Source organism: Halovenus halobia, from assembly GCF_051414135.1.
GTDB lineage: Archaea > Halobacteriota > Halobacteria > Halobacteriales > Haloarculaceae > Halovenus > Halovenus halobia.
In genome coordinates this window covers 170999-191715 of the sequence record NZ_JBLKOA010000002.1, presented here as the reverse complement: position 1 = coordinate 191715, position 20717 = coordinate 170999, and the positions used below count along the sequence as shown (strand labels likewise).

Annotated in this window: 17 protein-coding genes, 1 tRNA gene and 3 rRNA genes; 11 read left to right on the top strand and 10 right to left on the bottom strand. The window is 58.5% G+C overall.

Features of this window, described 5'->3' with window-relative positions:
* Positions 1-79 precede the first annotated feature (79 nt).
* Positions 80-1306 carry a mechanosensitive ion channel family protein gene (locus tag ACMGFM_RS07885; protein WP_436901910.1) on the bottom strand — a complete coding sequence of 409 codons (1227 nt, stop codon included), beginning with the start codon at positions 1304-1306 and terminating at the stop codon, positions 80-82.
* A gap of 90 nt (positions 1307-1396) precedes the next feature.
* Between ACMGFM_RS07885 and ACMGFM_RS07880 the strand changes: the two genes are divergently transcribed.
* Complete coding sequence (locus ACMGFM_RS07880) at positions 1397-2044, top strand: halocyanin domain-containing protein (RefSeq protein WP_436901909.1); 648 nt, start codon at positions 1397-1399, stop codon at positions 2042-2044.
* A gap of 57 nt (positions 2045-2101) precedes the next feature.
* Here the strand turns inward: ACMGFM_RS07880 and pdxS are convergent, their stop codons facing one another.
* The 5 genes from pdxS to coaBC form a co-directional block, all read right to left on the bottom strand.
* Positions 2102-3010 carry a pyridoxal 5'-phosphate synthase lyase subunit PdxS gene (pdxS, locus tag ACMGFM_RS07875; protein ID WP_436901908.1) on the bottom strand — a complete coding sequence of 303 codons (909 nt, stop codon included), beginning with the start codon at positions 3008-3010 and terminating at the stop codon, positions 2102-2104.
* 57 nt (positions 3011-3067) lie between these two features.
* Positions 3068-3637 carry a hypoxanthine/guanine phosphoribosyltransferase gene (gene hpt, locus ACMGFM_RS07870; protein ID WP_436901907.1) on the bottom strand — a complete coding sequence of 190 codons (570 nt, stop codon included), beginning with the start codon at positions 3635-3637 and terminating at the stop codon, positions 3068-3070.
* Between the two features lie 43 nt (positions 3638-3680).
* The gene (locus ACMGFM_RS07865; protein WP_436901906.1) at positions 3681-4214 is read right to left on the bottom strand and encodes a hypothetical protein; all 534 of its coding nucleotides are present in this window, start codon (positions 4212-4214) and stop codon (positions 3681-3683) included.
* Between the two features lie 175 nt (positions 4215-4389).
* Positions 4390-4863: a type IV pilin domain-containing protein gene (locus tag ACMGFM_RS07860; RefSeq protein WP_436901905.1), complete on the bottom strand. Its 474-nt coding sequence runs from the start codon at positions 4861-4863 to the stop codon at positions 4390-4392.
* Positions 4864-4986: 123 nt separating this feature from the next.
* Entirely contained in the window at positions 4987-6144 is a 1158-nt protein-coding gene (coaBC, locus tag ACMGFM_RS07855) for a bifunctional phosphopantothenoylcysteine decarboxylase/phosphopantothenate--cysteine ligase CoaBC (protein WP_436901904.1), read from the bottom strand.
* A gap of 81 nt (positions 6145-6225) precedes the next feature.
* Here coaBC and ACMGFM_RS07850 point away from each other — a divergent pair, with 81 nt between their 5' ends.
* Together ACMGFM_RS07850 and ACMGFM_RS07845 are read left to right on the top strand one after the other, a co-directional pair.
* Positions 6226-6777: a hypothetical protein gene (locus ACMGFM_RS07850; protein ID WP_436901903.1), complete on the top strand. Its 552-nt coding sequence runs from the start codon at positions 6226-6228 to the stop codon at positions 6775-6777.
* Positions 6777-7016: a DUF8527 family protein gene (locus ACMGFM_RS07845; RefSeq protein WP_436901902.1), complete on the top strand. Its 240-nt coding sequence runs from the start codon at positions 6777-6779 to the stop codon at positions 7014-7016. Before ACMGFM_RS07850 ends, ACMGFM_RS07845 begins: the two co-directional genes overlap by 1 nt.
* On the opposite strand, the gene ACMGFM_RS07840 is transcribed toward ACMGFM_RS07845, so the two are convergent.
* Positions 7013-8680, bottom strand: coding sequence for a tRNA uridine(34) 5-carboxymethylaminomethyl modification radical SAM/GNAT enzyme Elp3 (locus tag ACMGFM_RS07840; protein WP_436901901.1), 1668 nt, complete (start codon positions 8678-8680; stop codon positions 7013-7015). The two genes, ACMGFM_RS07845 and ACMGFM_RS07840, sit on opposite strands and share 4 nt — an antisense overlap.
* Positions 8681-8786: 106 nt before the next feature.
* Between ACMGFM_RS07840 and ACMGFM_RS07835 the strand changes: the two genes are divergently transcribed.
* Both ACMGFM_RS07835 and ACMGFM_RS07830 read left to right on the top strand, forming a co-directional pair.
* Entirely contained in the window at positions 8787-9011 is a 225-nt protein-coding gene (locus ACMGFM_RS07835; RefSeq protein ID WP_436901900.1) for a hypothetical protein, read from the top strand.
* A 51-nt stretch (positions 9012-9062) separates the two neighbouring features.
* Complete coding sequence (locus tag ACMGFM_RS07830) at positions 9063-10403, top strand: sulfatase (RefSeq protein ID WP_436901899.1); 1341 nt, start codon at positions 9063-9065, stop codon at positions 10401-10403.
* Here ACMGFM_RS07830 and ACMGFM_RS07825 read toward each other — a convergent pair.
* Both ACMGFM_RS07825 and ACMGFM_RS07820 read right to left on the bottom strand, forming a co-directional pair.
* The gene (locus ACMGFM_RS07825; protein ID WP_436901898.1) at positions 10371-11420 is read right to left on the bottom strand and encodes a quinone-dependent dihydroorotate dehydrogenase; all 1050 of its coding nucleotides are present in this window, start codon (positions 11418-11420) and stop codon (positions 10371-10373) included. The two genes, ACMGFM_RS07830 and ACMGFM_RS07825, sit on opposite strands and share 33 nt — an antisense overlap.
* 8 nt (positions 11421-11428) lie before the next feature.
* A complete protein-coding gene (locus tag ACMGFM_RS07820) occupies positions 11429-11626 on the bottom strand; it encodes a hypothetical protein (protein WP_436901897.1) in 198 nt (65 codons plus the stop codon).
* A 248-nt stretch (positions 11627-11874) separates the two neighbouring features.
* On the opposite strand from ACMGFM_RS07820, the gene ACMGFM_RS07815 reads away from it, so the two are divergent.
* From ACMGFM_RS07815 to ACMGFM_RS07790, 6 genes are all read left to right on the top strand, one after another.
* Positions 11875-12186: a non-histone chromosomal MC1 family protein gene (locus ACMGFM_RS07815; protein ID WP_436901896.1), complete on the top strand. Its 312-nt coding sequence runs from the start codon at positions 11875-11877 to the stop codon at positions 12184-12186.
* 994 nt (positions 12187-13180) lie between these two features.
* A 16S ribosomal RNA gene (locus ACMGFM_RS07810) occupies positions 13181-14652 on the top strand.
* A 128-nt stretch (positions 14653-14780) separates the two neighbouring features.
* Positions 14781-14852 (top strand) — tRNA-Ala (locus ACMGFM_RS07805).
* A 190-nt stretch (positions 14853-15042) separates the two neighbouring features.
* Positions 15043-17962: ribosomal RNA gene (locus tag ACMGFM_RS07800) — 23S ribosomal RNA — on the top strand.
* Positions 17963-18080: 118 nt separating this feature from the next.
* Positions 18081-18203 (top strand): 5S ribosomal RNA (gene rrf, locus ACMGFM_RS07795).
* The 16S, 23S and 5S rRNA genes sit together here with 1 tRNA gene alongside, the layout of an rRNA operon.
* 145 nt (positions 18204-18348) lie before the next feature.
* Positions 18349-20433: a CHAT domain-containing protein gene (locus tag ACMGFM_RS07790; protein WP_436901895.1), complete on the top strand. Its 2085-nt coding sequence runs from the start codon at positions 18349-18351 to the stop codon at positions 20431-20433.
* 20 nt (positions 20434-20453) lie between these two features.
* On the opposite strand, the gene ACMGFM_RS07785 is transcribed toward ACMGFM_RS07790, so the two are convergent.
* Complete coding sequence (locus ACMGFM_RS07785; RefSeq protein WP_436901894.1) at positions 20454-20585, bottom strand: DUF7503 family protein; 132 nt, start codon at positions 20583-20585, stop codon at positions 20454-20456.
* Positions 20586-20717 lie beyond the last annotated feature (132 nt).

Here is a 20717-nt window from a genome sequence, read left to right as displayed (position 1 = left end):
CTCATTACATACTCTTCTCTGATGACCAGTTGGTAATTATTTTGTTTTTGATCGAACAGTTTGGCTGCTGATTGTTCGATCAGTCTTCGGCCTGGGAGCTAACCTCGGCCCGTTGTTCCGCTGGCTCGCTTTCGCTTTCGCCCTCTGATACCCGATCCTGACTGACACGGTCGGACAGTTCCCGCTGTGGGAAGGGAATCTTGATCCCTTCCTCGTCGAAGCTCCGCTTGACGCCGTTTATCACTTCTCGTGTGGCACGCCACTTCCGAGGTGGTGTCGGCCTGTCGATCCAGAACCGCAGTTCGAGGACGATTGCTGAATCCCCGAACTCCGTCGGAATTGCTGCCGGTGGTGGCGAGGTCGCAACGGAGTCGACCGACGATATCGCCTCCAGCGCGACTTCTTCGGCCCGACCTGGGTCTGACTCGTAGTCGACCGCCACGTCAAGACGCAGGCGGAGGTGGCCCTGATCGCTCCGATTGACGACAGCGTGGTTGCTCACGATGTCGTTGGGAATGACGATCGACTCGCCGTCGAAGTTGCGCATCCGGGTGTTCATGATCGTGATCTCGGTCACGATACCCTCGTTGTCGCCAACCTCGACCCAGTCGCCGATGGTGAACGGCCGCGAGAACATCAACACGAATCCCGCAACCATCGAACCGAGCGTCTGCCGGGCGGCCATACCGACGACGATACCCAAGAAGCCGGCCCCGACGAGCAGTCCCGAGAGGTTCAGCCCCCACAGGGTGAGTGTTGCTCCGATGGCGAAGATAAACACCGTCAGATTGCCAACGCGGGTGACGACCTCTTGCTGGTGGTCGGTAATCTGCTCGGCGTCTTCGCTGAGGTCACGAATCGTCTGCTCGAAGAGGTCCGAGGCGATGTACGCCAGCAGGAAAATCACACCGGTAAGAGTCACCTGTCCGAACACTGGGAGCGTGAAAAAGACAAACGAGAGTGCGCTGAACGCGATATCGACCTGTCCCCAGACAATCAGCAGAGCAATGGCAGCACTGCCGAGCACCGTCACCTGCAGCGCCCGCAACAACAGCCCGCTGATCGTCCGGGGGATATACTCGCCGACAACATCGACTGCGTTGGCGGTTCGTCCCTCCGGGAAGCGCTTCCGGACTCGTCTGCCAACCCGGCGTACGATCCATGGCGTGACGACCACGAACGCCACCGCCAACAGAAAGACGCCGACGCTCACGGCGAGTCGGCCCTCGGTCGTCGCTAACCCTTCCAGGAAGAGACGTATCTCGTTAAACCGGCCCTGCCCCGCCACGCCCGAAGGCACGCCCATACCCGGGCAGTAGGTACGGACCAACTTGACGGTTACCCATCCGTGGAAACAGTCGGATTTATACCGCTCAAACTGTGAATAGCGAGTATAATGGACGAAGACAGTTCGGGCAAACTGACGCGACGATCACTGCTGAAACGCGGTGCTGCCGGGGCGACGGCCGGTGCTGCCGCTGTTACGGCAACCGGCAACGCAGCGGCACAGGGCTCGCTATACGGCGGCTACCTCTCGGATACGGGTAACTTCGAGAGCGAAACTGCCGACGCGACAGGGATGTCAGAGGTCACGATTGACGTCGGTGCAGGCAACCAGGGGCTGTACTTCGACCCGGCCGCGGTCGTTATCGACCCGGGAACGACGATCAAGTGGAACTGGACGGGTAACGGCGGCGCGCACAACGTCTACAACGACGACCAACTTTCCAGTGTCGAGGAGCGACTGTTCGACAGCGGCGAACCAGTCAACAATTCAGGTGTGCAATACGAGTTCACCTTCGAGAGCTCGAACACCGGCATGCACCCCTACGCCTGTAGTCCCCACCGTGCCCTCGGCATGCGTGGCGTCATCGTCGTTGGTGCAGACAACGTCCAAGGTGAGACCTATCCGTTCGGTGAAGTCGAAGAAACGCTGAACGCTGTTGCAATCTTCGGTGGTGCAGCGGTCTTCGGCACGACCGCCTTGCTCGGTCTCTCAGCCTACCGCGAGATGTTCGACGACGACGCCGAAACCGACCACTGAACAGCGCCGATTATAGCAAGTGCGAGGCGAAAACTCACGGCTTTAGCCGTGGGTAGCTCAAACGCCGCGGTCCTGGAGTTTCTCTTCTTCCGGCAAGTCGGCGTTTGCGTCGCCTTTCATCCCCTTGCCGATGTTCGAGGAAATCTCGGCCAGTCGGTCTGGGTCGTCCCAGTTGTTGACTGCCTCGACGATTGCGTGACCCATCTCGCGAGGGTTCTCTGCGCCGAAGATTCCAGAGCCAACGAAGATACCGTCACAGCCGTGTTGCATCATCAGCGAGGCGTCCGCAGGCGTGGCGATACCGCCTGCAGCGAAGTTAACGACCGGTAGACGGCCGCGGTCGGCGGCGTCGTGGACGAGCTGTGCTGGGGCTTCGTTCTCACGGGCCCAGCGCTCGCGTTCCTCGTGGGTCATCCCCTCGAGTTTCCGGATTGCACCCTTGATGTTGCGCTGGTGGTGGACCGCCTGGTTCACGTCGCCGGTGCCGGCTTCGCCTTTGGTGCGAACCATCGCTGCGCCTTCGTCGATGCGGCGTAGCGCTTCGCCGAGATTGCGCGCCCCACAGACAAACGGCGACGTAAAGTCGCGCTTGTCGATGTGATAGCGGTCGTCGGCGGGGGTCAGCACTTCAGACTCGTCGATCATGTCGACACCGAGTGCTTCGAGAATCTGTGCTTCGGCGGTGTGGCCGATTCGGGATTTACCCATCACCGGAATGGAGACTTCTTCGATAATCTCCTGGACGTCGACTGGGTCGGGCATCCGGGCAACGCCGCCGCGTTTGCGGATATCGGCCGGCACTGCTTCCAGTGCCATAACCGCGACGGCTCCGACATCTTCGGCAATCCGGGCCTGCTCCTTGTTGACGACGTCCATGATGACGCCGCCCTTTTGCATCTTCGCGAAGCCGCGTTTGACCAGCTCGGTCCCGCGCTCTAACTCTTCGAGATCGGTCGCGTCGCTCATGTTTGACAGTAGGTTTCCAGTCACTTAACGGGTGCTATCAACCGACTGTTTCGGCTGTTATCCGTCGCCGTCTTCATCGACGATTACGAGTTCGCCGTGCTGGATGTCGACGTTGATGAGCGTTTTCGGCTCGAAATCCGTCTCGTCAAGTTCGTTCGTCCCACCGACTTTCTTGATCACCGCGACGGTGTCGATAAGCTCGGCGCCGATCTCGTCGAGCGCGGTTAGTAGTGCTCTGAGCGTTCCGCCTGTCGAGAGCACGTCGTCGATCACGAGGACACGGTCACCGCTGTGGACATCGTTGATGAACATTTCACTCTCTGCGTAGCCTGTTGCCTTGGCAATCGACATCTCGTCGTCGAGTCCGTACGAGCGTTTTCGGACGACGACTAGCGGGATGTCTGTCATCAGCGAGACTGCCGTCGAAATATGGATTCCCATTGCCTCCGGTGCGACAATTTTGTCCACCCGGTCGAGATTCGCTTTTCTGACGATTCCGATCACGATTTCGCGCAGCAGTTCCGGCCGGAGCATTGGCACGCCATCGCTGACGGGGTGAACAAAGTAGTGATAGCCCTCTTTCTCGACGATTGGAGCCGATCTGAGCGACTCTCTGAGCCTGTCCATATCGTCTCTACTCACAGCGGTAGGAAAACGTTGCTGTCTGGAGCTAACGGTCAGGTCGTTCGTATCGCTGGAGCACGGCCGTGCCATCCCCTCTTTCCCACGTGATCCGGAGTTCGTCCTCGACGTGCATCCACAGCGTAAACTCCTCGCCGTTGGTGAGGGTATCGCTGGTGTTGTACCCGCTGTAGGCCGTTGCCCACCGCTCTGTCTCGGTGAGTCGGTTCCCCTCCACTTTGAGCCGACTAACCTCCAACGGCGGCCCATCCGTGTACCGCAACCGAACGAGACCAATCTTCTCACCGGGAATCTCTGCGTCAACCACGCGGTCGTAGCTGCCGTTGTACTCGGAGCTATTCGACCCGTAGAGCACGCCAAAGTCGTCGACGACCCCCTTGGATTCGTCGTCAAACGCGACGACAAATCCTGCCTGTGGCGGTGGCTCTCCTGGCGAGTCACTGGCCGTGAAGACAACGAATCCGACAGCAACCGCGACGAGGATAATCACCAGCCCCAGTAACACAATTCCGAAGGCCGGAGTGACTGCCTCGTCGTCGCTCAGCAGGCGAGTGAGTTCCATCGTTTTCTGGACGGGCCACGCGCGGGACCTGTTTGATTACAACCCAGATAAGCAGATTAAAAATATGTTTCCATTCGTACTGACAGTAACGCAGTTGGCTCGCCAGCCGGTGCCTTCGGTAGCCCAGTAGCTACGGGGAATGAAAATAAGAAAAACTGCGTCCGCCAAGCCGAGTCTAGCTCGGAATCTCGTAGTTCGCCAGCGTCGCGGAGTCGCCCTCACTGGACCAGATGACGCTAACTGTTTCACCATTGGTGAACGTCACATCTTCTGGGTAGGTGCCGTTCCCAACTACTGTCAGGCTGTCCCCAGCACTTATCTCATCATTCGGTCCAAATTGATCAATCCTAGTCTCAGTAAACCCAACTGAACTGTTAACACCAGGACCACCGACTGAGAGCGTGCTTGCCTCGATTGCTGGACCGGATGTGTGGGTGATTGTCACGTTTTCGTTCGCACCAACTGAAACGCTATCGTTATAATCGAACTGGAAGTTCGCGTTCGGTGCCGTGTCGCTGACCTGTTCACCCAGTCCGAGTACGAACGTCGCGATGACAGCCGCGAGGATAACGGTAATCGCGACCATCAGGATGACGCCGATAACCGGACTGACTGCGTCGTCGTCGGTAAGTAGTTGCTTGAGTTTCATGGGTCTCTCTAGTTACGCAGCCGTGATACTCTGCGCTTATATGTGCTCGGTAGGGCCTGCATAAAAACTATGCGGCCTCATTTCAACTGGTGAGAAATAAACCGCCAGACGTCGAAAGGGCGGCTATTTTCCGAGTTCGGCTCCGAGACGCTCAGCAACGGCGGCACCCAACTCTGCTTTCGACCCTTCGAACCACTCTGGGTCGTCGTCAACCAGTGCCGCCCGGGTCTCGGCTTCGCCCATGACGCTGGCTGCGTTTCCGACCACGAACGCAAGGTCGGCCCGCTCTCTGATTCGGCGGGCCTGGTCGACGATGTTGCCGTCGTCGTCGTCACTTTCGGCCTTGAAGCCGACAATCGGCAAGTCAGGATGGTCTGCGCGGACGCTGTCGATCAGTTTCGGTGTCGGCGTCAGTTCGAGGGTGAGGTTCTCTTGGCCGGACCGAATCTTCTCTTCGGCGGTTGACACCGTATAATCGGAGATAGCCGCTGCCGAGACGAGTGCGTCTGCCGCCGGCGCATGGTCTTCGACGGCGGCAAGCATCTCTGCTGCGCTCTCCACCTGCTCGACGGTCGCCCACGGCAGGTCCGTGCCGTCGTGGACGAGTATCACCTCTGCCCCGCGTGCGTGACACGCGCGGGCGACCGCACGCCCAGTCTTTCCAGAGGCCCGGTTCGAGAGCGTCCGAATCGGGTCGACGGACTCGGTGGTTGCGCCGCTCGTGATGATAACTGTCTGCCCGGCGAGACTGTGGTCGGTTGTTGCCCGTGCAACGCCGGTCACAATCGCCGACTCGGTCGCAATCTTTGCTTTTCCTTCCTCGATACGCGGGTCGACAAAGCTGACGCCCCACGACTCCAGCGTGTCCAGTGCGTCGAGGACGCCGGGGTGGTCGTACATCGGTTCGTGCATCGCCGGCACGACGACAATTGGCATGTCTGTACCGAAGGCCGTCGTCGCACAGGTCGTGACCGGGGTATCGTCGACGGCGTGGGCCATCTTTCCAACGGTATTGGCTGTTGCTGGTGCAACCAGCAAAACGTCGGCCCAGCCGTCACGGCCGCACAACTCGACGTGTTCGACCCGGCCGGTAATCTCGGTTACAACGTCGTTTTCGGTCGCGTATTCAAGCGACCACGGGTGAATGATTCCCTCGGCAGCGTCGGTCATGACGGCCCGGACCTCCGCGCCCTGACGGCGCAACTCGTGGGCCAGTTCGACGGTCTTGACCGCCGCGATCGATCCAGCGACGCCGAGTGCCACCCTGACACCGGAGAGCATACCAGCAGTCGGGGGCGGGCACAAATAAGTCTCAGCGTTCTACCGGAGAGTATAATCCGCTGGATCCCCAACACAACTGGTATGAAGGTGCGTGACTGGGAGGATATTCTGGGCGATGTTGTCGAAAGTGACGCAGACCCAAGCGGCTGGCGCGCGGTCGGCGGCGACCGAGCCAACGGCATCGGCGAAGACATGTACATCGGTCACCCTGCCGTCGGCGCCTACCAGCTCAAGACCTACGCGAAAAACCCATTCCAGGTTCAGGGTGTCGGCGCGAAGGTAGCCCGCTCGATCGACGACGAACTGGACCCGCTGTTCCCCGACGACGAGCAGGGCAGCGGGCTGTTCGGTGTCCAGCAACCCATCGAGGACGAGGACACTGCCGAAGCACGTGCGAAGGAACTCGAAACTGTTGTCGAGACCCACGCTGACGCACCGACCTCACCGCAGGCACTGTTCGAGGATATGATGGGTGCACTCGACAGTCCTGCCTACGGGCCCATGGAGTTCGACATGACTGACCGGCCCGAGCAGATGGACGAGTTCACCGAGACTTTCGAGGAAGCAGAAGAGCTGCTCGACACCGAGTTCGAGGAGATCATTGAAGAAGACGTCGAGCGTGGCTTTTACTGATGGAGCGCTCAGACGCTGCGACACAGCAACAACAGCTACTCCCGCGGCTCAAGGTTGCATTTGTTGTTCTCGTAGCGGTGTCTGCGGGGCTGATCGCTGCCTACGCAGACGGCTCGTTTCGTGAAGCCCTGTTCGCAGTTGGCGGTGGAACGCTCGTTGGGGTTGGGCTGGTCTGGATCGCGTTCCCGAGTTCGAGTGGCGAGTCGGAGTCACCAGACCGGTCGGTTAATCGTCGCTAGAGCTCTTTGCTGACGTACGGACCGTCCTGCCTGTAGTCGAGCTTCTCGCGGTAGTACTCCCGCACGCCAATGCCACTCAGCACAGCGAGTTTCTCGTGGCCCGCGTCCGCGGCGATGGTCTCGGCCTTTTCGAGCAACTGCCTGCCGTAGCCCTGGTGCTGGTGTTCGTCGACGAGTCCCTCCTCGCCGGCGAGGTCGCCGACGCCAACCTGGCTGCCGTAGACGTGCAGTTCTCGGACGACTGCGGCGTCGTCGAGTTCGCGCCGGACCGGATTGTTCGGGAAGCGGAGACGACAGAAGCCCACGAGGATATCCTTCTCGAAATCCTCGACGCTGATGAAGTACTCGGTGCCACCACCGGACTCGTACTCCATAACGTCCATTTCGACGGTTTCCGGTTTCTCGTCGCTGTGGCCGACCTCTCGACACCGGATGCAGTCACAGCTCCAGCCGTGTTCGTCCATTCGCTTGCGGGCGAGTTGGCGGAGGTTGGATTTCCAGACACCACCCTCGATGAAATCAGCCGGGATATCCCGCTGGACGCGCTGGAGGCGCGTGTATCGTGGAATCATCGACTTGATCTCTGCGACTAGTTCGGCTGCCTCGTCGTTCTCCAGTGGCTCGAACTCGCCGCGGTGGAACGAGTCGTACACTGCCGTTCCTTCGACGACGAGCGTCGGGTAAATCTTCAGGAAGTCCGGCTTGTACTCGGCGCGCTCGAAGATGCGCCGGAAGTCTTCGAGACACATCTCTTTGGACATGCCGGGCTGGCCGGGCATCATGTGGAAGCCGACCTTGAACCCGGCGTCACGCAGGCGACGGTTCGCGTCGATGGAGTCCTGTGTGCCGTGCCCGCGGTGCATCTCCCGGTTGATTCGCTCGTAGGTCGTCTGGACGCCAACCTCGACTTTCGTCCCACCGAGGTCGAGCATCCGGTCGATCTGTTCGGGGTCACACCAGTCCGGTTTCGTCTCGAAGGTGGTCGCAATGTTTCGCACGTCGCCAGTCTCGTTTCTGGCGATGACATCTTCGACGTACTCGAAGTCGTATTCGTCGGGGTCCTGGGCGAAACTGTGTTCCTGGGACGGGTCGGGCTGGGTGTGGGCGTCGAACTCGTTCATCGCCTGCAGGGCGCGCTTGACGAACCACTCCTGATAGTCGTGACTTCGGGCGGTCATCGTCCCACCCATCAGGATGAGTTCGACCTTGTCGACCGGGTGGCCGATTTCCCTGAGTTGGTTGAGACGCAGGCGAACCTGTCCGTAGGGGTCGTAATCATTTTGCTCCCCGCGTGCGGCCGCGGGCTCGTGGCCGGTGTAACTCTGAGCGCTCGAAAACTCCGAATCCGGGCCGCCCGGGCAGTAGAGACATTTCCCGTGTGGACACCGCTTGGGTGAGGTCATGATTGCCACCGGAGAGACGCCCGACGCCGTCCGCACAGGCTTGCGCTGCAGGACGGCCTCGAGTTCTTCGCGGCGTTCCTCTGGAGCGAAATCCAGCAGCTCAGAGTGTTTCGGAACTTTCGGCGCGGAGTATTTTCCACAGACCTCCTTCTTGGCAGCCTCGACGTCGTCGCGCTCGAGTTCGCCCGCGAGAATCCGGTCGACCAGCTCTGCGCAGGCCTGCTCGAACGGGTCAGGCTCGTCTGTGGTGTCCGTACTCATTGTCTACCATTGGCCGCTACGGGCGAATAAGCACATCGCTTGCTACCGGCTCCGAACTGGTGTGACCAGTAGCTTTTATAAGATGGTTTATGTATGCTTTCTCGTAATGGCACTACTCGATTCAGTGGGGGCACTCGCAGCGAGTATCATCGCGGCAATCATCTTCCTCGTGTTTGCGATTCTGAGCATGTTCATCACGGTGTTCATCGTCGACGCCGCCGCTGGCATTGCGGGGCTCGACCCCAGCGATGGCTTCGTCGTCCTCGGAGCGGCGATCATCGCGGGCGCGGCCATCGCCGCTGGTGGCTCCGGGCTCACAATCACCGAGTAACGCTACCGGCGTCCGGTGGGTTTTTTATTCGGTGTCTGTGCAGTAGAAACGATGAGTCGGCCCAATGTCGTGTTTGTGTTGCTGGACACTGTCCGAGCCGACCACGTCTCGGCACTGGGCTACAACCGCGAGACGACGCCGAATTTCGATAGCTTTGCCGAGGGGGCGACGCTGTACACCGACGCTATCGCACAGGCCCCGTGGTCGATTCCGTCTCACGCCTCGCTGTTTACGGGCAAGTACCCTGCCGACCACAGCACGACGATCGCGAGTCCCGTACTCGCTGGCGAACAGACCCTCGCTGAACTCCTCTCCGAGGCGGGCTACGAAACACATGCCATCTCGCCGAACGATTACGTTCGGCCAGCAACCGGATTCGCCCGCGGCTTCGATAGCTACGAGATGCCCAGCCAGCGACAGGAACCCGCCGTCGTCTCTGACCTGCTCGCGCGGCCGGTCAACTGGTTCACGAACACCGGGTGGGCGCGAGCACCCGTCGAAGCCGCGTTCAATCGCTTCCAGAACACTGCGGAGACAACGACTGACCCGCCGACGCCGGAAGACGATGGGCTCCTTGACGCAGTCGATGACCGACTGCAGCAGGTCGAAGACCCCTTTTTCCTGTTTGTCAATCTCTTCGACGCACATTTGCCCCGCTCACCGGACCCCGAACACGCGGCGCGGTTCGTCGACGACGACCTGGCCGACGCCGAGATTGTCGAACACGAGCGTACGCACACGTTAGGGGCACAACCGATGGACGAGCGTGGTCTCCGGCGGTTCCGGCAACTGTACGACGCCGACCTCCGGACGATGGACGCCCGGTTCGGTGCGTTGCTCGAGTCCCTTCGCGCACACGGACAGCTGGAGGATACGCTCGTTGTTGCCGTCTCCGACCACGGCGAGCACCTCGGGGAGTACGGACTCGTTGGTCACCAGTTCAGCGTCTTCGACGGCACCGTCTCGGTTCCACTCGCGGTCCGTTACCCCGGCGGTGGGCCTGACCGAGTCGACGGACAGGTCGAGATTCGCCGACTCTTTCATACGATTCTCGACGAGGCCGGGGTACGCTCGTACCCTGACCGCTCGCTCAAAACCGGCGGCAGGGATGACTTCGCCCGCGGCGCGTACTACTCGCCGATGCTCGACATCGAGACGCTGCTCCGGACGGGCGCAGTTCAGTACGACCGAGAGCTGCTGGGCGAACGACTCTCCTTCGTCCGCACCGGCGACACGAAGGTTGTCTCGTTCAACGGGACTGAGTGGTTGTTCGAGGTGCCAGAAGAGGGTGAACCCCCAATTACCGACGCTCCTGCTGCAGAATTGTCCGAAGAACTTCCGAGTACCAGCGGGACAGCCTCAACGGTCAGCCCCGACAGCCTGCTCGACTGAGTCGAAGCCGTCCCGTTCGAGTAAGGTGAGCAGGCCGCGGTTGATATCTCGGGCAATCGACGGGCCTTCGTACACCAGGCCAGTGTACAGCTGGACGACACTCGCGCCGGCCCTGATTTTTCGGTAGGCGTCTTCGGCCGAGGAGACGCCGCCAACGCCGACAACTGGAACGTCGACGCGCTCGGCGACGTGCCGAACCATCTGCGTTGCTCGGTTCTCGATTGGCTTGCCCGAGAGGCCGCCGCCTTCGATTCGGTTTGGTGAGCGCAACGACGCGGGCCGGTCTGTCGTCGTGTTTGTCGCCACGACTCCATCGAGGTCGAACTCCGTGACGATATCGAGCGCGTCATCGACGGCCGGTTCGGGCAGGTCTGGCGAGAGTTTGACCAGCAGCGGACTCGCGCCCGCGTCCTGCAGTGCCTCGATGATTGCGGCCATCGAATCACGGTTCTGCAACTCCGCGAATCCCTGCGAATTCGGACAGGAGATGTTTACAACGAAGAAATCGCCACCGTCGGCCACCTCTTCGTACGTCTCCCGGTAATCTGCTGGCGCGTCCTCCGGGTCGACGTGCTCTGATTTGGCGACGTTGACGCCAACTGGGAACGCCACATCAAGTTCGTCGAGTCGCTTGCCGATGACTGCTGCGCCGTCGTTGTTCAGCCCCATCCGGTTGATGAGGCCGCCATCCTCTGGCAGTCGGAACAGCCGCGGGCGAGCATTCCCGGCCTGTGGGGTTGCTGTTACGCCCCCGACTTCGACGAAGCCAAAGCCGAGTGAGCCAAGTGCCGGGGCGATTTCGGCGTTCTTGTCGAACCCGGCCGCGACCCCGACTGGATTTGGGAACTGTTGGCCGAATGCTTCCGTTTCGAGGCGACTATCCTCGACAGTGAACTGCGAGTCTGCAACCGAGCGCAGTGGTGTGTGCTGGTATATGGCCAGCGAGCGGTGAACCAGCCGGTGGGCTGTCTCCGCAGGCAGTCTGAAAAAGAGCGGTTTCGCAATGTCGTAGATCATCGGGTACGTTAGAACTCGTGTTCGACGTCGTCAGGGTCTGCTTTCTGGATAATAATCTTGTTATCCCGGACCCTGACGAACACTTCGTCCCCAATATCCATGCCAGCAACGGCAAGTTCGTCCTCGTGGAGATTGATATGCACGTTGTGATACTCGCCGTCATCGTCTTTCGCGCCACTGGGGCTGAGCTTCTTCTTTCGGACCATCGCGGCTTTCTATTCCGTCTTCACTGGACCATCCACTTAAGCTTACCGCGCGCGCCTGCACGCACAGGAACCGCCACACGGCGCGCGCGAGCCACCTAACCCGCGCACGCACCCGACTTTTTGCGGTATATCGTAGCTGCTGGCTACGACTGACTGACCTTGTTTATAAATGAACCGGCCGAATGCGGTCGATTAGGGGGTATATTTATTATCGATCGTGTGCTGACACCACACGGAGCGGCAAAACCATGGCACGCGACAACGACAAGCGCAACTTCGCGCTCAGAGAGGAGAACGGTGAGGAAGATAGCGTCTTTTCGGGGGGCACTCCACGACAGGCGGCACTGAAAGCCGCGCGTCGGCTCGATCCGGCGTCGTCGGAGGAAAGCGCAGACACAGAAGAACTGCGACTCCGCGAGAAGGGAACGCACAAGGTACACATCTACGAAGGCTGGGCCTGGGAGGAAGATGCACCAGACGACAAACCAGACTGGATGCCCGGCGAAATCACGAAAGGTAACGTCGAGAAACAGGGCGTCGAACACCTCGAAGACATCTGAGGTCAGTCCGGCTCCTTCTGCGGTGATTTCGATCTTAGCGTCGGACAGGCCACCTCTTGCGCGTGCCCGCGCGTGAACGAGCCAGTACCGCCGAACACAAATACGTCCCAGCCAACCACCAGACGCGCGGCTCTCATCCACCCGGACCTGACGCAACTGCGTGGGATGAGGGGTTGGCCTCCGGCCGCGCGACAGTTCTCTGTGGTGTGTCCACCCGGTAGCAACCCCTGTTTCAACTCGAGGTATGTGAACTTAACGCAGGCGTGAGCAGTTCCCGTGCGAGGGCCTGCCGATGAGCAATCCCTTCGACGGCCTTAAGTTATACCCTGCCCTCAAAACTGAATGCACTCGCGGCGTGGGCCGACGCCGGCCGAACCGCGAAGGCATCCGGTGTTCTCCACCTGGATGTCTCGAGCACATCCCACCCGAGCCCGGCACCGAAATGCCGGTTCGATGGCCTTAAGTATATATGGGCACTCGGATGGATTGCAAGCGCAAAACCACCCGACTCGGGTTGGGTCAACGGAGACCCAATCCGACGCCCTTAAGTGTAAACGGGCATTCGGTTGGAATGCACTCGCGGCGCGGGTTCACTCCCGTCGGACCGCGAAGACATCTCGATGTACTCCATCGAAATGTCGATTGCAAATCCATCCAATTCCGAGCGAACCTGCGGAGGTTCGTTCCGACGCCCTTAAGTGATAACGGGCACTCGGATGGTATGCAAGCGCGGTTCGGTCGGGGTCGATTTCCCGGCCGCACCGGACCAGAAACCGAGGCCAACTCGAAGGGTTTATGACCCTACGTGGTCTACGATTTGGTCCGAAGGAAATGAGGATTCCACCCCTGCGGTCCGCCGCCAAGATGGGATCTGATGTTAGCTCTGGTAGTTCGGTGACACCCGATCGATAGGATATGGGTGTGCCGAGCTTTATTCGATAGCAACACACTTCATTGTGTGTTACCCGCCTTCCCGCCTCCCTTTGGGAGGCACATTCCGGTTGATCCTGCCGGAGGCCATTGCTATCGGAGTCCGACTTAGCCATGCTAGTCGTACGAGTTTATACTCGTGGCATATAGCTCAGTAACACGTGGCCAAACTACCCTATGGACAGAGATACTCTCGGGAAACTGAGGCTAATCTCTGATACAGCTTCCACGCTGGAATTACAGGAAGCTGGAAATGCTCCGGCGCCATAGGATGTGGCTGCGGCCGATTAGGTAGACGGTGGGGTAACGGCCCACCGTGCCAGTAATCGGTACGGGTGATGAGAGTCAGAGCCCGGAGACGGTATCTGAGACAAGATACCGGGCCCTACGGGGCGCAGCAGGCGCGAAACCTTTACACTGCACGACAGTGCGATAGGGGGACTCCGAGTGCGAGGGCATATAGTCCTCGCTTTTCTGTACCGTAAGGTGGTACAGGAACAAGTGCTGGGCAAGACCGGTGCCAGCCGCCGCGGTAATACCGGCAGCACAAGTGATGGCCGATATTATTGGGCCTAAAGCGTTCGTAGCTGGCCAGGCAAGTTCGTTGGGAAATCCACGCGCTCAACGCGTGGGCGTCCAGCGAAAACTGTTTGGCTTGGGGCCGGAAGACTCGAGGGGTACGTCCGGGGTAGGAGTGAAATCCCGTAATCCTGGACGGACCACCGGTGGCGAAAGCGCCTCGAGAGGACGGACCCGACAGTGAGGGACGAAAGCCAGGGTCTCGAACCGGATTAGATACCCGGGTAGTCCTGGCCGTAAACGATGTCCGCTAGGTGTGGCGCAGGCTACGAGCCTGCGCTGTGCCGTAGGGAAGCCGTGAAGCGGACCGCCTGGGAAGTACGTCTGCAAGGATGAAACTTAAAGGAATTGGCGGGGGAGCACTACAACCGGAGGAGCCTGCGGTTTAATTGGACTCAACGCCGGAAATCTCACCGGCACCGACAGTGTGCAGTGAAGGTCAGGTTGATGATCTTACTGGAGCCACTGAGAGGAGGTGCATGGCCGCCGTCAGCTCGTACCGTGAGGCGTCCTGTTAAGTCAGGCAACGAGCGAGACCCGCACTTCTAGTTGCCAGCAACACCATTGGTGGTTGGGTACACTAGAAGGACTGCCGCTGCTAAAGCGGAGGAAGGAACGGGCAACGGTAGGTCAGTATGCCCCGAATGTGCCGGGCAACACGCGGGCTACAATGGCCGTGACAATGGGAAGCTATCCCGAGAGGGAACGCTAATCCCCTAAACGCGGTCGTAGTTCGGATTGAGGGCTGAAACTCGCCCTCATGAAGCTGGATTCGGTAGTAGTCGCGTGTCATTAGCGCGCGGCGAATACGTCCCTGCTCCTTGCACACACCGCCCGTCAAAGCACCCGAGTGAGGTCCGGATGAGGCCATCGCACGATGGTCGAATCTGGGCTTCGCAAGGGGGCTTAAGTCGTAACAAGGTAGCCGTAGGGGAATCTGCGGCTGGATCACCTCCACAGACCGGGACTGGGCCGTAGCGCCCAGCCCACTTTCACGGAGATGCCTCGCATCTCCACGGAGGCGTTTGGCACACACACCCGATCGATCGGGCACCGAAGAACTACCAGAGCTAACGAATGCGGACGGGCCCATAGCTCAGTGGCAGAGCGCCGCCTTTGCAAGGCGGAGGCCCTGGGTTCAAATCCCAGTGGGTCCATGTCCCGTACCCGAGCGAAGTCGTGTCCCTTAAGTGGGGCAAGACACTCAATCCGGGTACGGAGAACCGATGCACCATCCCGGGCAACCGTGGTTGGGAAGGGTCGATGCACGCCCCCCGCACAGGGGCTTGTATATGACACCGTGTGTACGTGCGATCCAGACGTCCACTGGACTCGTTCATCGAGTCACTACAGTGGCTGCTATGCCGTCTGGTGAATGGCTCGGCTCGGAAGCCGACGAAGGACGTGCCAAGCTGCGAAAAGCTCTGGGGAGCCGCACGGAGGCGTAGAACCAGAGATTTCCGAATGGGAATCCCCACCGCAATTGCTTCGCGCAATGGGGAACGCCGGGAACTGAAACATCTCAGTACCGGCAGGAAGAGAAAACGCAATGTGATGTCGTTAGTAACTGCGGGTGAACGCGACACAGCTCAAACTGAAGGTCTTACGACCAATGTGGTGTAAGGGCTAGCGATCATCACTCGAACACCGTCACGAAGTCCCCTGGAACGGGGCGCGAAACAGGGTGAAAGCCCCGTACTGACAGTAAGTACAGTGTGAGTTAGTTCCGGAGTAGCATGGGTTGGAAATCCCATGTGAATATGGCAGGCATCGACTGCTAAAGCTAAACACTCTCCGAGACCGATAGTGAACAAGTAGCGCGAGCGAACGCTGAAAAGTATCCTCCAACGGGAGGTGAAATAGGGCCTGAAATCAGACGGCGATTGAGCGACGGGGCATACAAGGTCTCGTGATAAACGACACAGCCGCGAGGCTGCAGTAGGACTCACGAGAAGCCGATGTTCCGTCGTACGTTTTGAAAAACGGACCAGGGAGTGTGCTTATTTGGCGAGCCTAACCCGATTATCGGGGTAGGCGCAGGGAAACCAACATGGCCGCAGGGCTTTGCCCGAGGGCCGCCGTGTTCAAGCGCGGGGAGTCAAATGGGCACGACCCGAATCCGGACGATCTATGCGTGGGTAAGGTGAAGCATGGCGAAAGTCATGTGGAGGCCTGCTAGAGTTGGTGTCCTACAATACCCTCTCGTAATCTACGTATAGGGGTGAAAGGCCCATCGAGTCCGGCAACAGCTGGTTCCGACCGAAACATGTCGAAGCATGACCTCCGCCGAGGTAGTCTGTGAGGTAGAGTGACTGATTACCGTGTCCGCCCTCGAGAGAGGTCGGCGCGGTTGTCAAACTCCGAACTCATGGACGCTTTTGACGCGGGGAGTCCGGTGCGCGGGGTAAGCCTGTGTACCATAAGGGAGACAACCCAGCGCTGGGTTAAGGTCCCAAAGTGTGGATTAAGTGCGATCGAAGGTTGTCTCGAGCCCTAAACAGCCGGGAGGTGAGCTTAGAAGCAGCTACCCTCTAAGAAAAGCGTAACAGCTTACCGGCCGAGGTTCGAGGCGCCCAAAATGATCGGGGCTCAAATCCACCACCGATACCTAGCCGCACCCGTTACAGGGTGGTTGCGTAGGTCGGCGCTCCGCGTGGGTGGAAGTACGGACTAGAGTTCGTATGGACCGCGTGGTGACGCAAATCCTGGTTGTAGTAGCAGCGAAAGTCGGGTTAGAATCCTGACGGCCGAAAGGGCAAGGGTTCCTCAGCACTGTTCGTCAACTGAGGGTTAGCCGATCCTAAGTGATATCGTAACTCGCGTATCACAAAAGGGAAACTGGTTAATATTCCAGTGCCACAGTACAGTGAAAGCCGACGCTCTGGGGTCGACCGAACCGGGCCTTCGCCCGGTCTAACTGTCCAAATCCGTGGAAGCCGTAATGGCACGAAGCGGACGAACGGCAGGATAGCGAAAGTCGGTTCAACCTAGAGCCCGTGAAAAGGTGAGTACTGTGTCCGTACCAAGATCCGACACAGGTGCCCATGGCGGCGAAAGCCTAGGCCTGTCGGGAACAACCGACGTTAGGGAATTCGGCAAGTTAGTCCCGTACCTTCGGAAGAAGGGATGCCTGCTCGGGAAACGAGCAGGTCTCAGTGACTCGGACGCTCCGACTGTCTAATAACAACATAGGTGACCGCAAATCCGCAAGGACTCGTACGGTCACTGAATCCTGCCCAGTGCGGGTATCTGAACACCTAGTACAATAGGACGAAGGACCCGTCAACGGCGGGGGTAACTATGACCCTCTTAAGGTAGCGTAGTACCTTGCCGCTTCAGTAGCGGCTTGCATGAATGGATTAACGAGAGCGTCACTGTCCCAACGTTGGGCCCGGTGAACCATACATTCCAGTGCGGAGTCTGGAGACCCCCAAGGGGAAGCGAAGACCCTATGGAGCTTTACTGCAGGCTGTCGCTGAGACGTGGTCGCTGATGTGCAGTGTAGGTAGGAGTCGTTACCGAGGCCCACGCGCTAGCGTGGCGCCCAGACACACATGAAACACTACCCGTCAGTGACTGCGACTCTCACTCCGGGAGGAGGACACCGGTAGCCGGGCAGTTTGACTGGGGCGGTACGCGCTTGAAAAGATATCGAGCGCGCCCCAAGGCCACCTCAGGCGAGTCGGAAACTCGCCGGAGAGCGCAAGAGCAAAAGGTGGCTTGACAGTGTTCTTCCTAACGAGGAACGCTGACGCGAAAGCGTGGTCTAGCGAACTTATGCACCCGCTTGATGCGGGCCATAAATGACAGAAAAGCTACCCTAGGGATAACAGAGTCGTCACTCGCAAGAGCACATATCGACCGAGTGGCTTGCTACCTCGATGTCGGTTCCCTCCATCCTGCCCGTGCAGAAGCGGGCAAGGGTGAGGTTGTTCGCCTATTAAAGGAGGTCGTGAGCTGGGTTTAGACCGTCGTGAGACAGGTCGGCTGCTATCTATTGGGGGTGTTTGGTGCCTGACGGGAACGACCGTATAGTACGAGAGGAACTACGGTTGGTGGCCACTGGTGTACCAGTCATTCGAGAGAGTGTTGCTGGGAAGCTACGCCACACGGGGTAAGAGCTGAACGCATCTAAGCTCGAAACCCACCTGGAAAAGAGGCACCGCTGAAATCACTTGTCTAAGACAAGATCGATAGACTTGGGGTGTACGCGTCGAGGCAACGAGACGTTCAGCCCACGAGCACTAACAGATTGAAGCCACCATTCATACCGCATTGACTCGATCAACGAGTCCAGGCGTTAACTGGATCGCACGTATACACGGATTGCACATCGGCCGACACCGACTACAGGCAAGACGCGGTTCGACACCGCAAGTCGGCGTTAAGGCGGCCATAGCGGCGGGGTTTACACCCGTACCCATCCCGAACACGGAAGTTAAGCCCGCCAGCGTTCCGGTGAGTACTGGAGTACGAGAGTCTCTGGGAAACTCGGTTCGCCGCCTCCATTCATACCGGTTCCATCTTCTGGAACCACTTCATCACCCTTCGACTAGTGACGACACTAGTCGAGGGGTATTTGTATTTCGAACCGTCGTTGAGCGTGCGATAGTATTTTGTCGCCGGATGCAAACAGTACGCACATACCTCCAAATGGCAGACAACGGGCCGATTCTCGCTGCGCACTCTCGCCCAGAACTTCCGGGCGTCGAAATCATCGACCGGATCGAACAGGTCCGGTACCAGCTGCAGACGCCCGAGTCTGTCTCGCCGTCCCCAGTTTCGACTGAGGAGTTTCTCTTTCCTGTTACCGAAGCTATTTCTCTCGAAACGACTTCGATTACGCTTTCAAATCCAGTGAGTGTCATCGTTCGTAACCGTGATGGAGATATGGTCACCGAAGTCGAACATCTCGACAGCCAGTCTCTGCCAGCAGGTTCGTACAGTCTTGACCTCAGTACACAAATAAAGACGTACATAGAAGTTACCGGCCCACTCAATATCAATGCCGAACTGTTCGGTGTAACCGTCGAGTTCCCCGAATCACAGAGTGTCAATATTGGGTTTCGCTCTCGACACACTCGTCCCGCAGCTACAATAACAACCTCTGAGTCCCCGAGAGATGTGATGGAAGCACTGAGTCAGTTCGGCTCGGCGTTGAAATCGACAAGCCCAGAACGGTCCTTTCCGACACTCCGTGGTCATCCACCGCGTATTGAACTCGGTGATAGCCTCGACATCCCATCGGAGTTGGAGCCACCGGATACCGGAATCGAAATTGTCGTGCCGCCATCGTTGGAGTACGTCTATCCGGTCGCGCCACTCGCATACTACCTCGGAGCAGACGTGGTCCCCGGCGAGCGACCACATCTGCGGACAGACCACGGCACTGTCACGGACTTCGGATTCGAGAAATTCGAGGCTGCCGTCGAACAGACGCTGAAACAGACATTCCTCCTCGACTGTATCACACGAACTGAGGGGTTCTACGATGTCTCGCTGTCCGAGCGTGAGCAACTTGACGACGTGGTTGACCTCAACTGGGCGGACCTGTACGATCAGCCCATCGCAGACCGCAATCATTCGTACCTTGATGTGCCGTACGAACGGGTAGAATCTCAAGTTCCGCGGTGGCGACTCGTCGCCCACGCCGAACCGACGGCTCAGTCTGTTGAACAGATTCCGTTTGTCGTTGATGATCTCGCGGTCGTTCGTTCTGTCCAGGGCCCCACCCGGACTGAGCCGTCGCTCAATGTGGTCAATAACAAAGATAGATCGTCTGTCCTAACCCGCTCAGCACAAACTCGGGGCAGCCACACCAACCAACAGCCGTATATCCAGTTCGAACCGACGGATTCGCTAGAACAGGGCTGGATTGGTGACGGCGTTCCCATTGGAGCAAGCAAGCTCATGACAACGGCGTTCGAGAATCGACTGGACCGCGATGTCAAAACCGGCGACATCTCGATTACCATCGTCCTGAACGATACCCGGATGGACGAAGAGCGTGACCTCGTCGACGACGCCTACGGGGACCGCGAAGAACTGCCGTTCGACGTTTCGGTCCGGCGTAACCTGACTGTCGAGGAACTCCGTGAGACACTTCAAAATGAGTGTGACTTCCTACACTATATTGGACACACTGACGCTGATGGCTTCGAGTGTACTGACGGAAAACTCGACGCAGCAGAGTTAGAATCGACGGGCGTTGACGCCTTTCTGCTTAATGCCTGTCGTTCGTACCACCAAGGTGTTGCGCTCGTCGAAGCAGGAGCCATCAGTGGCATCGTCACGCTTGCTGACATCATCAGCAACGAGGCCGTCTCTGTCGGTGAGTTGATCGCGAAACTGCTGAATACTGGCTTTCCTCTCCGCTCCGCGCTGACTATTGCACGCGAGGAAAGTATCTTGGGCGGTCAGTATATCGTTGTTGGTGACGGCGGAGTGGCTGTTACCCAATCGGTGAGCCGTACTCCAAACCTCGTCGACATAACGCCTGATGGTAATAAATACAAAATTAACATACTGCTGTTTGCTACCGATACTGCGGGGCTAGGAACTATTTATACCCCTGTGATCGAGTCGCTTGGCAACCTGTACTTTTTGATTCCAGGCCATACCGGTAATATCTCGATTTCAGAAAAGGAACTCTCTCACTTTTTAGAACTGGATAACGTTCCGGTTCGGATTAACAGCGAATTAACTTGGAGCAGTTCAGTGTCTTTCAAAGACCTTTGAGTACAGAACGAACCGTTTGATTACGGCCCGCTAATCGCACTCCCATTCGCAGCAACAGGCCCGGCCTGAGCCAGCAGGGCAGTTAGTCCGCACAGTGCAGCGAGCAGTCGTGGGTGTTCCTTCAGGAACTCCGCCGTAGTAGTATCTGACATGATACACTTCTCTGTTTCTCGCGTTTTAAATTAAATTTAACGTAATATTAGATATAGTAAACGCTTAAGTACAACTTTTGCCGACGTAATATTAACGAACTGACCTGTCACGCACACAGCAGGGGTTCCGTA

Excerpts from the sequence above, each read along its gene's own strand:
- ACMGFM_RS07885 (WP_436901910.1), bottom strand. The coding sequence starts at position 1,306 with ATGGGCGTGCCTTCGGGCGTGGCGGGGCAGGGCCGGTTTAACGAGATA.
- ACMGFM_RS07880 (WP_436901909.1), top strand. The coding sequence starts at position 1,397 with ATGGACGAAGACAGTTCGGGCAAACTGACGCGACGATCACTGCTGAAA.
- pdxS (WP_436901908.1), bottom strand. The coding sequence starts at position 3,010 with ATGAGCGACGCGACCGATCTCGAAGAGTTAGAGCGCGGGACCGAGCTG.
- hpt (WP_436901907.1), bottom strand. The coding sequence starts at position 3,637 with ATGGACAGGCTCAGAGAGTCGCTCAGATCGGCTCCAATCGTCGAGAAA.
- ACMGFM_RS07865 (WP_436901906.1), bottom strand. The coding sequence starts at position 4,214 with ATGGAACTCACTCGCCTGCTGAGCGACGACGAGGCAGTCACTCCGGCC.
- ACMGFM_RS07860 (WP_436901905.1), bottom strand. The coding sequence starts at position 4,863 with ATGAAACTCAAGCAACTACTTACCGACGACGACGCAGTCAGTCCGGTT.
- coaBC (WP_436901904.1), bottom strand. The coding sequence starts at position 6,144 with ATGCTCTCCGGTGTCAGGGTGGCACTCGGCGTCGCTGGATCGATCGCG.
- ACMGFM_RS07850 (WP_436901903.1), top strand. The coding sequence starts at position 6,226 with ATGAAGGTGCGTGACTGGGAGGATATTCTGGGCGATGTTGTCGAAAGT.
- ACMGFM_RS07845 (WP_436901902.1), top strand. The coding sequence starts at position 6,777 with ATGGAGCGCTCAGACGCTGCGACACAGCAACAACAGCTACTCCCGCGG.
- ACMGFM_RS07840 (WP_436901901.1), bottom strand. The coding sequence starts at position 8,680 with ATGAGTACGGACACCACAGACGAGCCTGACCCGTTCGAGCAGGCCTGC.
- ACMGFM_RS07835 (WP_436901900.1), top strand. The coding sequence starts at position 8,787 with ATGGCACTACTCGATTCAGTGGGGGCACTCGCAGCGAGTATCATCGCG.
- ACMGFM_RS07830 (WP_436901899.1), top strand. The coding sequence starts at position 9,063 with ATGAGTCGGCCCAATGTCGTGTTTGTGTTGCTGGACACTGTCCGAGCC.
- ACMGFM_RS07825 (WP_436901898.1), bottom strand. The coding sequence starts at position 11,420 with ATGATCTACGACATTGCGAAACCGCTCTTTTTCAGACTGCCTGCGGAG.
- ACMGFM_RS07820 (WP_436901897.1), bottom strand. The coding sequence starts at position 11,626 with ATGGTCCGAAAGAAGAAGCTCAGCCCCAGTGGCGCGAAAGACGATGAC.
- ACMGFM_RS07815 (WP_436901896.1), top strand. The coding sequence starts at position 11,875 with ATGGCACGCGACAACGACAAGCGCAACTTCGCGCTCAGAGAGGAGAAC.
- ACMGFM_RS07790 (WP_436901895.1), top strand. The coding sequence starts at position 18,349 with ATGGCAGACAACGGGCCGATTCTCGCTGCGCACTCTCGCCCAGAACTT.
- ACMGFM_RS07785 (WP_436901894.1), bottom strand. The coding sequence starts at position 20,585 with ATGTCAGATACTACTACGGCGGAGTTCCTGAAGGAACACCCACGACTG.